Source organism: Halobacillus sp. AWM4_238 (assembly GCF_056158265.1).
On the sequence record NZ_JBSWSY010000002.1, the window covers coordinates 842,440 to 855,731 of the forward strand.

13 protein-coding genes are annotated in these 13,292 nt (G+C 44.6%); 11 read left to right on the top strand and 2 right to left on the bottom strand.

All coding sequences use genetic code 11. The annotated features are described in order from the left end of the window. The first annotated feature begins 16 nt into the window (after nt 1-16). Nucleotides 17-403, top strand: a complete 387-nt coding sequence (locus ACXACN_RS04345) for a YuzC family spore coat inner layer protein (protein WP_474962601.1) — start codon at nt 17-19, stop codon at nt 401-403. Nucleotides 404-484: 81 nt separating this feature from the next. On the opposite strand, the gene ACXACN_RS04350 is transcribed toward ACXACN_RS04345, so the two are convergent. Continuing rightward, entirely contained in the window at nt 485-1,753 is a 1,269-nt protein-coding gene (locus ACXACN_RS04350) for an NCS2 family permease (protein ID WP_474962603.1), read from the bottom strand. A gap of 221 nt (nt 1,754-1,974) precedes the next feature. Here ACXACN_RS04350 and sdaAB point away from each other — a divergent pair, with 221 nt between their 5' ends. From sdaAB to rnc, 10 genes are all read left to right on the top strand, one after another. Beyond that, nucleotides 1,975-2,637, top strand: a complete 663-nt coding sequence (sdaAB, locus tag ACXACN_RS04355) for an L-serine ammonia-lyase, iron-sulfur-dependent subunit beta (protein WP_474962604.1) — start codon at nt 1,975-1,977, stop codon at nt 2,635-2,637. Nucleotides 2,638-2,657: 20 nt separating this feature from the next. Then, nucleotides 2,658-3,542: an L-serine ammonia-lyase, iron-sulfur-dependent, subunit alpha gene (gene sdaAA / locus ACXACN_RS04360; protein ID WP_474962605.1), complete on the top strand. Its 885-nt coding sequence runs from the start codon at nt 2,658-2,660 to the stop codon at nt 3,540-3,542. Between the two features lie 5 nt (nt 3,543-3,547). Continuing rightward, complete coding sequence (gene recG / locus ACXACN_RS04365) at nt 3,548-5,584, top strand: ATP-dependent DNA helicase RecG (protein ID WP_474962607.1); 2,037 nt, start codon at nt 3,548-3,550, stop codon at nt 5,582-5,584. 242 nt (nt 5,585-5,826) lie between these two features. Further along, nucleotides 5,827-7,175 (top strand): IS3 family transposase gene (locus ACXACN_RS04370; RefSeq protein ID WP_474962608.1). Its coding sequence is split into 2 segments (ribosomal slippage): nt 5,827-6,315 and nt 6,318-7,175, totalling 1,347 coding nucleotides; the frame shifts between segments, so codons are not numbered across the junction. A 648-nt stretch (nt 7,176-7,823) separates the two neighbouring features. Further along, on the top strand, nt 7,824-8,405 hold the full coding sequence (gene fapR, locus ACXACN_RS04375) for a transcription factor FapR (protein WP_474962610.1): 582 nt from the start codon (nt 7,824-7,826) through the stop codon (nt 8,403-8,405). Beyond that, nucleotides 8,402-9,406 carry a phosphate acyltransferase PlsX gene (gene plsX, locus ACXACN_RS04380; protein WP_474962611.1) on the top strand — a complete coding sequence of 335 codons (1,005 nt, stop codon included), beginning with the start codon at nt 8,402-8,404 and terminating at the stop codon, nt 9,404-9,406. Before fapR ends, plsX begins: the two co-directional genes overlap by 4 nt. Next, nucleotides 9,403-10,344, top strand: coding sequence for an ACP S-malonyltransferase (fabD, locus tag ACXACN_RS04385; protein WP_474962613.1), 942 nt, complete (start codon nt 9,403-9,405; stop codon nt 10,342-10,344). The genes plsX and fabD overlap by 4 nt, the downstream gene beginning before the upstream one ends. Next, a complete protein-coding gene (fabG, locus tag ACXACN_RS04390; RefSeq protein WP_474962614.1) occupies nt 10,344-11,084 on the top strand; it encodes a 3-oxoacyl-[acyl-carrier-protein] reductase in 741 nt (246 codons plus the stop codon). The genes fabD and fabG overlap by 1 nt, the downstream gene beginning before the upstream one ends. A 133-nt stretch (nt 11,085-11,217) precedes the next feature. After that, nucleotides 11,218-11,451 (top strand): acyl carrier protein, encoded by a 234-nt coding sequence (gene acpP, locus ACXACN_RS04395; protein ID WP_474962615.1) that lies wholly within the window; start codon nt 11,218-11,220, stop codon nt 11,449-11,451. A 75-nt stretch (nt 11,452-11,526) separates the two neighbouring features. Beyond that, on the top strand, nt 11,527-12,219 hold the full coding sequence (gene rnc / locus ACXACN_RS04400; RefSeq protein WP_474962617.1) for a ribonuclease III: 693 nt from the start codon (nt 11,527-11,529) through the stop codon (nt 12,217-12,219). Between the two features lie 83 nt (nt 12,220-12,302). Here the strand turns inward: rnc and ACXACN_RS04405 are convergent, their stop codons facing one another. Next, nucleotides 12,303-12,524: a DUF1128 domain-containing protein gene (locus tag ACXACN_RS04405; RefSeq protein WP_474962618.1), complete on the bottom strand. Its 222-nt coding sequence runs from the start codon at nt 12,522-12,524 to the stop codon at nt 12,303-12,305. Between the last annotated feature and the right edge of the window lie 768 nt (nt 12,525-13,292).

A 13,292-nucleotide genomic window follows, 5' to 3' on the forward strand; every position in this document is an offset into this window, starting at 1 on the left:
GCCGGGAGGTTTTTGTATGTATGTCGTGTGGGTGCCTTGTTATGTTCCCGTTGTATATCCGACCCATTATCATCCATTTTTTTATCAACCGTATCCTCGTGTGTTTCCTGAAGTGAACGAGGACGTTTTTGTGCAGTCCGCCTCTAAAATGGAAGCATTAATGGATGATGCTGGTAATCTAGTCAGGAAAATAAGCCATTCCAATGAATATGCCAATGAAGTGATGGGGGCTGCTCAGGAATCGGATCAATCCAAAGTAGATACATTGATTCGTAGTTCTGGTGTGAAATCCCCGTTTCGGGCAGAGTATAATCCAGACCGGTTGAAAATCCTTTTGTATGCGAGTAATCAACAGGTGGAATGTTGTCAGTTAACCATTATTTTGAGGTGGAAGGTACAATAAAATCCCGTACATCATTGATGTACGGGATTTATGGTATTTCCATTGATTGTACGTTAACAGCGTAAGTGCGCTGTAGCCAAATCAATGACCAAGCGAGCGCATGATAAATTCAATGAGAAAGACCATGGCGATGAGTACGACAGGCGTCGATAGTTCTCTTTGCTTACCGATTGCGAACTTTACAATTGGATACGCGATAAAACCGAAAGCCATTCCATCAGCGATGGAGTAGGTGAATGGAATCATCACGATGATCAGGAAAGCTGGCATGGCTTCGGATAATTGATCCAATGGAATTTCTTTGATGTTCTGTACCATCAGCGCACCGACGATGATAAGAATAGGCGCGATGGCGGTAGATGGAACCATTGAAATCCAAGGAATCAAAAAGATTGTACCTATGAAAAGGACGGCCATAGTAAGTGCAGCTCGACCTGATTTTCCTCCAGATGCAATGACAGCTGCACTTTCAGCTGAAGATACCGTCGGTGATGTACCGAGGAATCCAGTACTTAACGCTGAAAAGGCAGAGGCTTGGTAGGACTTTTTGAATTTGCTTTGTTGATCAAGCATATCCAACTGTCCGTGGATGAGTCCCATGTTCTCAAAGATGAGAACGATCGCAAGTGGGAAAACAGCCATCCAAAACCCAAATTGAGTCACGCTCGTGAAGTCCGGCATGAAGATCCAGGATTGTTCGCTCAGTGCGAGAGTATCCCCTCGTTCACCTAAGATTCCTGTGAAGTGAGCGATGATCGTTCCTGCAATCATTGTCACCAGGAAGTTACCAGGAACATTTCTAGTGAAAAGAAAAATCCCGATAAACAATGTGAGGATACTTGTAATGACAATCGCAGAAGAAGGGTTTCCGAGAGTAATCAAAGAGTGCTCCCCTCTGACAACAAGGCCACCTTTCTCTAAACCGATCAAAGTCAAAAACAATCCAAGACCAACAGTAATCGCATGCTTTAAGGAAGCGGGAATCGCATGTTTCAACCAATCTCCAAGTTTCGTAAAGGCCGTGATTAGAAAGATGAGGGAAGCGATGAATACAACAGCGAGCCCTTCTTGGAAAGTCAATCCTGAACCTTCAACAATGGAGTAGGCAAACAGTGCGTTGACACCCATTCCTGGAATGAGAACCATAGGCGCATTGGCGTATATGGCCATGATCAAACAGCCGAGTGCACTGGCAAGAATCGTTGCAATCATTCCGCTTTCAAGCGGCAATCCTGCACTATGAAGAATTTGGCTGTTTACAGCTACAATGTATACGGTAGTGAAATAACCAATCAGTCCAGCCAATCCTTCTTTCTTCCAGCTCACTTTTTGATGATGCTGATTGAGCATTGGAATCTCCTCTATGAAATTTATCCCTCTCCCGCCCGGTTACCGAGTAACCCACAAACGTTTATTTTACTCGCAAATGATAAATCTATCAACCTCATATGTTCGTTTTTTGTAAAAAAGGAGGTGTAGAACAACAGTTTGTGTTAAGATGTAAAAGGATTATAATATAGTAGAAAGCGTTTTCTTTCTTTATATATAGATGAAAAGGGAAGGTGATTCTCATGAAATTCCGTTCTGTATTCGATATTATCGGCCCCGTTATGATTGGGCCATCCAGTTCCCATACGGCAGGGGCAGCCAGGATTGGGCGTGCAGCACGCCACCTGTTTGGAAGGGAGCCTAAATATGCTCATATCCATTTATATGGATCTTTCGCGAAAACGTATAAAGGTCACGGTACCGATGTAGCTATCATAGGTGGGTTGCTCGATTACGAAACGTATGATGAACGAATCAGTCACTCTCTCGTTACGGCAAGGGCCAATGGAATGAAGATAAGATTTCATGAAGAGGATGCTCATACAGATCATCCAAACACTGCGAGAGTCAAAATTGGTGATGACGATGGAGAGCTCGAATTAGTCGGCATTTCCATCGGTGGAGGAAAAGCAGAAATTACAGAATTGAACGGTTTTGAACTCCGTTTATCTGGAAGTCATCCAGCTATCCTCCTTATTCACAATGACCGTTATGGTGCGATTGCCTCGGCAACAGCCATTCTAGCGAAAAATGAAATCAATATCGGACGCATGGAAGTGTCCCGTAAAGGTCAGGGAGAACAAGCATTGATGGTCATTGAAGTGGACCAGAACATTGACAATGCGATCCTTGATGAACTAGAACGAGCGGATCACATTACACAAGTAGCTAAAATTTCGGATTAAAATAAGAAAGGAGAGGTCACATGTTTAGAAATGTAGCTGAACTCGTAGAATTAGCTGAAAGTGAAAATATTCAAATCTCTGAAGTAATGATTCGTCAGGAGATGGAAGTCAAACAACTGACGAGGGAGCAAGTGTTCTCTCAAATGGAAAGAAACCTTGATGTCATGGAAAAAGCGGTGGAAGATGGCTTGAAAGGTGTTAAATCTCACAGTGGATTAACAGGAGGAGATGCGGTACTCATCCAAAACTACATGAAAAACCATACCCCGCTATCCGGTCATCTTCTTATGGATGCAGTCAGTAAAGCTGTTGCCACGAATGAGGTGAATGCAGCTATGGGTACGATCTGTGCTACACCGACAGCAGGAAGCGCTGGGTGTGTGCCGGGAACTCTTTTTGCTGTGAAGAACCAATTGAACCCGACGCGTGAACAAATGGTGCGTTATTTGTTCACTTCCGGTGCTTTCGGTTTTGTGGTCGCGAATAATGCATCCATTTCTGGAGCAGCTGGAGGCTGTCAGGCAGAAGTAGGTTCGGCTGCAGGAATGGCAGCTGCTGCGATCGTTGAAATGGCAGGAGGAACCCCTTCACAATCTGCTGAAGCCATGGCGATTACTTTGAAAAACATGCTTGGACTCATTTGTGATCCGGTTGCAGGCCTGGTAGAAGTACCATGTGTAAAGAGGAATGCGATGGGATCCTCTAATGCGGTTGTAGCTGCGGATATGGCTCTTGCAGGTGTAACCAGTCGAATTCCTTGTGATGAGGTTATTGATGCGATGTACAAAGTTGGACAGCGCATGCCTTCAGCCTTTAGGGAAACGGCTCAGGGTGGACTTGCCGCTACTCCAACCGGGCGTGAATTAGAAGCTAAAGTGTACGGAATATCGTTGAAGAAAGAGTGAATGATGTGCTGCACCAATCGATCAGTGAAGTTAAAGGAGTAGGAGACAAACTACAATTACAGTTAAACGAACTGGGACTCTTTACAGTGGAAGATTTATTATTCTACTTTCCGCACCGTTACGACTCTTATGAAGTGAAGCCTCTTACCGAATTGACGCACAATGAGAAGGCAACTATCGAAGGTGAAATTGTATCTGAACCTGCATTGAGTTTTTATGGAAGGAAGAAATCAAGGCTGACCTTCACCCTTCAAGTTGATCAATTTGCCGTGAAAGCCGTCATGTTCAATCGTGCTTTTGCAAAAAAGCAGTTGAATCAGGGGGACACGGTAACCGTTACAGGGAAATGGGATCAACAGAGACTCCAAATCACGGTCAGCCAGTTTAAAAAAGGAGAGTCCAAAAGTCAGGAACCTATTCAGCCGGTCTACACGTTGAAAGAAGGGGTCAACCTCAACACCTTGAGGAAAGTGATTAAAAATGCCCTGGATGATTACAGTGATGATATTCCTGATATCCTTCCACCGGATTTGGCTCTTGCGTATAAACTTCCTGAACGTCCGCAGGCTTTGAATCAAATGCACTATCCGGAAACAAGGGTCATGCTGAAGCATGCAAAACGTCGATTTATTTACGAAGAGTTTCTCGTATTTCAATTGAAAATGCAGTTGTTAAGAAAACATAACCGTGAATCGACATCAGGCATTGTTCAAACGTATGACAATGATCACTTAACGTCATTTGTTCAATCGTTGCCTTTTGAATTGACTTCTGCGCAGAAACGATCGCTGGCTGAAATCCTAAACGACATGAAAAGTCCTCACAGAATGAATCGATTGCTTCAAGGGGATGTTGGGTCAGGGAAGACAGCTGTTGCGGCGATCGCTCTTTACGCATCGATTACAGCCGGTCACCAGGGAGCATTGATGGTTCCGACTGAAATTCTTGCGGAACAGCATTACCATTCGCTGACAGAGATGTTTGAAGGTCGTGCCAAGGTTGCCTTGTTGACCGGGTCTATTAAAGGAAAGCGGAGAAGAGAAATTTTAGATGCCGTTGAGCAGGAGGAAATCGACATTCTGGTAGGGACCCATGCGCTCATCCAGGATGAGGTGGTTTTCAAAAACCTTGGGTTCGTGATCGTCGATGAGCAGCACCGTTTTGGAGTCGAACAGCGAAGGTCATTGAGGGATAAAGGTCTTTCCCCTGATGTTTTATTCATGACAGCAACACCTATCCCAAGAACACTTGCGATTACAGCATTCGGGGATATGGATGTCAGTGTCATTGATGAAATGCCTGCAGGTAGAAAACCTGTAGATACGTATTGGGTCAAGGGAGAAATGACTAACCGCGTGTTGAGCTTCATTCAGAAAGAGATTGACCAAGGGCACCAGGCTTACGTCATTTGTCCATTGATAGAAGAATCGGACCAACTTGATATTCAAAATGCTATTGACCTCTATGATCAGCTTAGTGCTGTTTTTGAGCCGGACACATCCGTTGGCTTGATGCACGGTCGTCTTCATAACGAAGAAAAAGAGAGCGTCATGCAGCAGTTTGCAACTAACGAGTTAAAGATTCTCGTCTCTACAACGGTTGTAGAAGTAGGGGTGAACGTACCGAATGCCACGGTCATGGTCATTTATGATGCACAGCGGTTCGGCCTCTCCCAACTTCACCAGTTGAGAGGGCGTGTAGGACGTGGAGCCGATCAAAGTTACTGTATCCTTCTCGCGGACCCCAAAGGGGATGTTGGGAAAGAACGCATGAGGATCATGACCGAAACGAACGATGGGTTTGAATTATCAGAACAAGATTTGAAGCTCCGTGGTCCTGGTGATTTTTTCGGAAAAAAACAAAGTGGTCTTCCTGAATTTAAGGTTGGCGACATGGTTCATGATTACCGCGCTCTTGAAACCGCAAGAAAAGATGCGACAGAAATGATTATGGATGACACCCTGGATAAAGACGAACGCTACAAAGCTCTAAAAGAGTACGTCTATAGTGACCAACACCTTCTCGGTAACGTGTTGGACTAACCAACCAAACAAACACTCGGCCCAAAAGCCGAGTGTTTTCATTTCCTGATAGAATTAATGAAGTATCGCTCCCTTTTCTTGAAGACTCAGTTTCGAGACGTTCCCGGGGTTCGTTGCCTGGTTGAGCGTCAGGGGTGGTTGGGAAGCCACTCGCTTTCCTGCGGGGATGACGGCAAGCCTCCTCGTGCTTGAAGTGCCCCCCAATAGTTGGACACATATCCAACCTGAAGGGGGTATTTATTTTGAAAAGATTTACGAATGATGAAAAACATCAGGCTGTGCGTCAATACTTAAAAAATTCGATTAGCTATGATCAACTTGCGAACCAACTCAACGTGGACGCCTCTGCCTTAAGGTATTGGGTTAAACTAGTGGAATACCATGGAGACCAAGCGTTTGTCTTTCCCTATACAAACTATTCCTCGGCCTTTAAACTGAGGGTAATTCAGTTTATCGAGGAGAAAGGGTATTCCATTCGTGAGGTCTCCGCCCTCTTTCACATTCCCGACTTTTCCATGGTCCGAAGGTGGAAACGCAAGTGGGAAAATGGTGGTATGGAAGCCCTTGAGTCTGAACGAAAGGGGAATCAACCTATGCCACACCGTAAGAATAATAAAAACGAAAAACCTTCCAAATTCAATTCCATGGAGGAAGAACTGGAGTACCTACGAATGGAGAACGCCTATTTAAAAAAGTTGAGAGCCTTGGTCGAAGAAGAAGACAACCGTCAATCGAAAGGCAAAAAGTCCAAGCGGTCTTCGAACTAAGGCATACCTTCCCTGTGAAAAAACTAGTGGAAGTGGCCGGAATCTCCCGCAGCACGTATTATGATCAGATCAAGCGAATGCACGAACCAGACCCCGACCAGAACTTAAAAGACAAAATCACAAAGCTCTATTATAAAAAGGACATGAAATATGGCTACCGCCGTATTCAAAATGAACTTCAAAATAAAGGCATTCTCGTCAATCACAAGAAGGTATATCGCCTTATGAAAGAGTTAGGTCTTCAAAGTCAAGTAAGAATGAAAAAATACAAATCCTACAAAGGAAAAATCGGTAAGGTCGCTGAAAACTTGTTGAACCGGGAATTCAAGGCTGAAAAACCAAATCATAAATGGGTCACAGACATTACGGAATTCAAGCTCTTTGGTGAGAAACTATACCTTTCTCCTATTCTTGATCTTTTTAATGGTGAAATCATCTCTTATACGCTTGGCACCCGTCCGACCTATGCCCTTGTCGAAGAAATGTTAGAAAAGGGCCTCAAACACTTGGATGAGGATCACAACCTATTGATGCATTCCGATCAGGGTTGGCATTACCAAATGCCCCAATACCGTCAACGACTCAAGGAAACTGGGGTTACGCAGAGTATGTCCCGGAAGGGCAACTGTCACGACAATGCGGTAATTGAAAACTTTTTTGGAATCATGAAATCAGAGCTCCTGTATTATAAAGACTTTGAGAGTATTGATCACTTTAAGAAAGAACTGACTGTGTTCATGGATGAATACAACCACGAAAGGATTAAGTCAAAACTTCGTATGAGTCCAGTTCAATACCGTGAAAAATTTGCGAAAGCTGTTTAATTACATAGTGTCCAGAAATAGGGGGTCAGTTCAGCTTCGCACTGCGGGGTCTCGCCAGCCAATCCATTCCCGCGGGAGTCTCGCAGCTTCCCAACCCCCCCTTTCATAGTAAGGAGAAACGAACCCCTTTACCTAGAGGGAGTGTCTCCCACTTCCCCTCCTAAGGCAGGCATAAAGCGCTCTGTATTCAAGCTTATAGATTCTGAATGTCTGCTTGTGGAGGGGTTATATGATCCACTTCCCTCAATCTCCTCAGTCATTCAAGCTGATTGTTCCAGAAGTGATTTCGAGAATCTTCCATGGCAGAGGGGCGGAGGGGAATGCCGAGACTCCTGCGGGAAGAGAGTGCTTGGTGAGACCCCACAGGACGCAGTCCGAGGAGGCTCACCGCGCTCCCGCGGAAAGCGAGTCATTCCCCGCAGCCCCATCCACTCACACAAACATCTCGAAATCGAGTCTTCCACAATCCTGCTAGTTTGTTGCGTATCGTGATTGTGGTACCGAAGATATGGCGTGTGATATTACTATGTAGAAGAAAATAGGGAATCATAATCAAATCCTTGCGTAATTGAACTTGGTATTATATATTACTATTAGTACCTAGTCATAAGGTGGATATATTATGGCTAAATGAACGGTGGAATTCGTATGAAGAAGTCTAAAAAAGTACGTCAGGAAGAATTGAAATCGAAAATAGACCAGACCCCCTTCATTACAGACGAAGAACTAGCAAAGACATTTGGGGTCAGCATACAGACGATTCGGCTCGATCGGATGGAACTTGGAATTCCGGAATTGCGGCAAAGGATCAAGTCAGTCGCAACGCAAGAATGGAACGAAACGGTGAAAGCTTTGCCGGTCGAAGAAATCATCGGAGAAGTCGTGGACTTAGAACTGGATGATCGTGCCATTTCCATTTTGGATATTCGTCCGGAACATGTTTTCTCTAGAAACCATATTGCAAGAGGGCATTACTTATTTGCGCAGGCGAACTCCCTCGCCGTTGCATTAATCAATGATGAACTTGCGCTTACGGCACAGTCGGAGATCTCATTCACACGTCCGGTGAAGCTGGGTGAACGTGTGGTAGCTAAAGCAACGGTCAAAGGGGAAGATGAAAAAGGTCGGACGCTCGTGAGTGTGCATAGTTACGTTGAAAACGAAGAAGTATTTGCAGGAACGTTTGAAATGTATCGTTCGAACCAACAGAAGGAGATGGATCGAGAATGAAGCTAGCCATTGATGCTATGGGCGGTGACAACGCACCTGAAGCGATCGTAAAAGGGGCTGTCCTGGCCGCGGACACCATTGACGGGTTGGAAATCACACTTGTGGGTGATGAAACTCAAATCAAGCCTTTTTTAAAAGGACAGTCCAACGTGTCCGTATTACATACAACAGAAGTCATTACATCGGAGGACGAACCGGTGAGAGCCGTAAGGAAAAAGAAGCAATCCTCCATGGTTTTAACGGCCAATGAAGTAAAGGAAGGGCGAGCAGATGGTTGCATATCCGCCGGCAATACTGGAGCCTTGATGAGTGCGGGGTTGTTTGTCGTCGGGCGTATGAAAGGTGTGGACAGGCCTGCACTTAGCCCAACCCTTCCAACGTCAGACGGAAAAGGTTTCCTTATGCTCGATGTAGGAGCGAACGTGGACGCGAAGCCTGACCACTTGCTGCAATATGCAGTCATTGGAAGTATCTATGCTGAAAACGTGCGCAACATGGAACGGCCAAGGGTCGGTCTTTTGAACGTCGGAACAGAAGATGGTAAAGGTAGTGACTTGACCAAGAAAGCCTTTGACTTGATGAAGGAAGCACCCATCCATTTTGTTGGTAACGTAGAGGCACGTGACTTACTGGAAGGTGTAGCTGACGTAGTCGTAACAGATGGATTTACTGGGAATGTAGCTTTGAAGACAATCGAAGGAACAGCCATGACGATGTTTTCAATGATGAAGCAAACGTTCATGAGTAATTTCAAAACAAAGATTGCAGCTGGCTTAGCAAAAAATGATTTGCGGAAATTAAAAGATCAGCTGGATTATAGTGAATATGGCGGAGCGGGTTTGTTCGGTTTGTCTGCCCCTGTCATTAAGGCTCACGGATCTTCCAACGACCGAGCTATTTTGAATGCGATCCGTCAAGCTTGTCAGATGATCGAGCTTGATGTGACAAACACAATATCGGCCACACTTTCTAAAATGGAGAAAGAGGAGGATGAATCATGAAACGAATCGCATGTGTTTTTCCGGGACAAGGGTCCCAGGAAGTAGGAATGGGGAAAACGATGTATGAGGCTTATCCTGCTGTGAAACAATTGTTTGATGAAGCGGATGAAGCTCTTGGATATTCGTTAACTCGTTTAATGTTCGAAGGTCCTTCGGAAGAATTGACGAAAACAGAAAACGCCCAACCGGCATTGCTTTTAAATAGTATAGCCATTCAACGAGTTCTACAACAAGAGGGAGTAGCTCCTGCTATGACGGCTGGTCATAGCCTTGGGGAATATAGTGCCTTGGTCTCAGCGGGCGCACTGGATCCTATGGAGGCCGTTCGACTCGTACATGTACGTGGAAAATTAATGGAAGAAGCTTATCCGACAGGGATGGGAACAATGGCAGCAGTCCTTGGTCTTTCTCAAGAGGAAATTGAAGAAGTCTTACGTAACTTTGACGGGGAGTTCGCTGTGGACCTTGCAAACATCAATTGTCCCGGGCAGATTGTTATTTCCGGGACGAAAGAAGGCGTGGAACAAGCTTCTCAACAATTATCTGAGGCTGGGGCGAAGCGTGTGCTTCCGCTCAATGTCAGTGGTCCGTTTCATTCCCGTCTTATGAAGTCTGCGAGTGATGATTTTGCTGATCACTTATCTGAAACGTCGATTCAAGACTCAAACGTCCCGGTATATGCCAACGTAACCGCTTCGCCGGTGACAGATGCGGAAGAGATTGAAAAACTTCTAGTAGAGCAACTTTATTCACCTGTAAGGTTTCAGCAGATTCTCGAGGCGTTCGTCGAAGAAGATGTCGATGCTATCGTAGAAGTTGGACAAGGGAAAGTGTTGAGTGGGTTAGTCCGTAAAGTAAAACGTCGAATGAAGACATTCAGTGTGCAGGACCCAGAATCACTGCAAGCCTTCATCGATTGGTATAAGGAGGAATCGTAATGTTACAAGACCAGGTGGCTCTTGTTACAGGGGCATCCAGAGGAATTGGAAAGGCTATTGCTCTTGAACTTGCTGCACAAGGCGCTAAAGTGGCTGTCAATTATGCAGGAAGCGAAGATAAAGCTCAAGCTGTTGTTCAGGAAATCCAAGAACAAGGCGGCGTTGCCATTAAGATACAAGCCAACGTATCCAATGATGAAGATGTCAAACGAATGGTGAAAACAGTCGTCGATGAATTCGGCCGTCTGGATATCCTTGTTAACAATGCAGGGATTACGAAAGATAATCTGTTAATGAGAATGAAAGAGGAAGAGTTTGATTCTGTCATTGATACGAACTTGAAAGGCGTTTTCCTTTGTACAAAAGGAGTGACACGTCAGATGATGAAGCAAAAGTATGGTCGGATCATTAACGTTGCTTCGATTGTAGGCGTTTCAGGGAATCCTGGGCAGGCGAATTACGTCGCTGCTAAAGCTGGTGTCATCGGAATGACCAAATCAAATGCAAAAGAATTAGCAGCTAGAAATATTCAAGTGAACGCCGTAGCTCCTGGGTACATCGCTACAGATATGACAGATGCCCTTACAGAGGAGCAGCGCGAACAAATGCTTGCTTTGATACCTCTAAAACGACTAGGGGAAGGAAAAGATGTGGCACGAGTTGTCCGTTTCCTTGCTTCTGAAGATGCAGCCTACATGACAGGGCAAACGCTCCATGTCGATGGCGGTATGGTTATGTAAGAACGTTGATGTTCTTAAGCGCGAGTCGATCTCATGCAAAGAGCTTACGATTTCCGTGGAGTTCGGAGCAAAAACAGCCTCTTGCGCTTTTGGGAACACATTACTATAATTACTGAAGGGAGGTGAGGTTCCAATGGCAGAAACATTTGATCGTGTAAAACAAATCATCATCGATCGTCTTGATGTAGATGAGTCCAAAGTGACTATGGAAGCTTCCTTCAAAGAAGATCTAGAAGCAGACTCTCTTGATGTCGTTGAGCTTGTAATGGAGCTTGAAGACGAGTTTGATATGGAAATTTCTGATGAAGAAGCTGAGAAAATCAATACAGTAGGCGACGCTGTGAATTACATAAGCAGCCAGTCGTAATAGGATCGCTGTCCGTTTTTCGGGCAGCCTTTCCTATATTTTTCAAGAAATTCATAGCAAAGGACAAGGTGATTTATGGATGATTTTTCCAGTTTCCAGAAAAAGATAAATATACAATTCAATAATATCTCGTTACTGGAACAGGCTTTTACACATTCATCATATGTGAATGAGCATCGGAAAACCGATCGAGAGGATAATGAACGGCTGGAATTCTTGGGAGATGCTGTTCTTGAACTAGGAGTCTCTCAGTATTTGTACCGGGAATTCCCGGACATGGCTGAAGGAGAGCTTACTAAGTTTAGAGCCTCGATTGTGTGTGAAGTCTCATTGGTAGAGTTTGCAAATGAGCTGAATTTCCAAGACCTGATTTTACTTGGTAAAGGAGAAGAGCTGACAGGAGGACGCAATCGACCAGCCTTACTTGCTGATGTTTTTGAAGCGTTCATTGGAGCTCTTTATTTAGACCAGGGTTACGATGCAGTCATACAGTTCTTACGGACGTATGTGTATCCAAAAGTGAAAAAAGGTGCTTTTTCTCATGCGATGGATTTCAAAAGTCAGCTACAAGAATTCATTCAACGGGATAAAAACAGTAAAATTGAATATGAAATCGTTGAAGAGAGAGGACCTGCACACAGCCGGGAGTTTATCGCTCATGTACTCATACAAGATGACATCGGCGGAATCGGTGTAGGCCGAACCAAGAAAGAAGCAGAACAAAAAGCGGCTCAACAAGCATTACAGAATCAAGGAGCCCATTTATAATCTGACTCTTTAATGATTCAACGAAAGAAAGACCGTTTTCCGAAGAGAATCTTCGAAAAACGGTCTTTTTTAATAGAGGTTATTTATTTTCTGTACTGACCAAGTTCCTGAACAAATGCCTGAATTTCAGAAACACTCAATTGCCCTTTCATTTCGATGATATCATGAAGGGATTTAATTTCTTCGTATTTATTGAGGTCGTAATCTTCTGGATCCATAAGGGAACGGTTCACGACCTGTAGTTTTTCTGCCATGTCGTTGATGATAACTTCTAAGTTTTCTTGCTTCGGTTCTTGTAAACTCAAAATTGAATCCTCCTTTAAGGCTCGTTATTTACGATATTACATATGATAAAGGACTTTAACGATTTTTGAAACCCTTCGCTACTATTATGACTTATTAAAGTAAATGGCAGGATTCTGTAAGACTCAGGTTCGAGACTTTTGTGGGGTTTAGGGGCTCCGGGAAAAGGTTCGCTTTCCGTGGGCGAGTGATGAGCCTCCTCGAGCTAACGCTCTGCGGGGTCTCATCTACCACGCACTTCCCACAGGAGTCTCACCGTTTCCCTCCGCCCCTCGGCAATGGAAGACTCTCGAAACCATACCTAAAAGTTTAGCTTTTATCATCAACGATAGTGGATTATATAAACCGCTCCACAAAACGTAAAACCTTGATGCATAGCGCTTTATACTTCTAACAGTGGGATAGTGGAAGACAATCCGACATGGTAAAGGGGTTCGTTCTCTCCTACATCGAATGGGGTAGTTGGGAAGCTGCGAGACTCCCGTGGGAGAAAGGAGATCGGCGAGATCCCGCAGGGCATTAGCCCGAGGAAGCTCGCCACTCCCCCACAGGAAAGCGAGTTGCTTCCCAGCCACCCCTTACGCTTAACCAGGCAACGAACCCCGGGAACATCTCGAACCTGAGTCTTCCACAATCGGGAGCTTATGTTGAGTGATGAGATTTTAGCAGGGTGTGATAAAAGAAGCTTTCGGTTCCTACCGTAGGGGCGTTCTTTATGATAAAATATATAAGTTGAGTGAATGAAAGATTTGTGAAAATACAGGAGGATG

Coding starts and splice junctions, on each gene's coding strand:
- ACXACN_RS04350 (WP_474962603.1), bottom strand. CDS start 1,753: ATGCTCAATCAGCATCATCAAAAAGTGAGCTGGAAGAAAGAAGGATTG.
- acpP (WP_474962615.1), top strand. CDS start 11,218: ATGGCAGAAACATTTGATCGTGTAAAACAAATCATCATCGATCGTCTT.
- ACXACN_RS04345 (WP_474962601.1), top strand. CDS start 17: ATGTATGTCGTGTGGGTGCCTTGTTATGTTCCCGTTGTATATCCGACC.
- sdaAA (WP_474962605.1), top strand. CDS start 2,658: ATGTTTAGAAATGTAGCTGAACTCGTAGAATTAGCTGAAAGTGAAAAT.
- sdaAB (WP_474962604.1), top strand. CDS start 1,975: ATGAAATTCCGTTCTGTATTCGATATTATCGGCCCCGTTATGATTGGG.
- fabG (WP_474962614.1), top strand. CDS start 10,344: ATGTTACAAGACCAGGTGGCTCTTGTTACAGGGGCATCCAGAGGAATT.
- plsX (WP_474962611.1), top strand. CDS start 8,402: ATGAAGCTAGCCATTGATGCTATGGGCGGTGACAACGCACCTGAAGCG.
- rnc (WP_474962617.1), top strand. CDS start 11,527: ATGGATGATTTTTCCAGTTTCCAGAAAAAGATAAATATACAATTCAAT.
- fapR (WP_474962610.1), top strand. CDS start 7,824: ATGAAGAAGTCTAAAAAAGTACGTCAGGAAGAATTGAAATCGAAAATA.
- fabD (WP_474962613.1), top strand. CDS start 9,403: ATGAAACGAATCGCATGTGTTTTTCCGGGACAAGGGTCCCAGGAAGTA.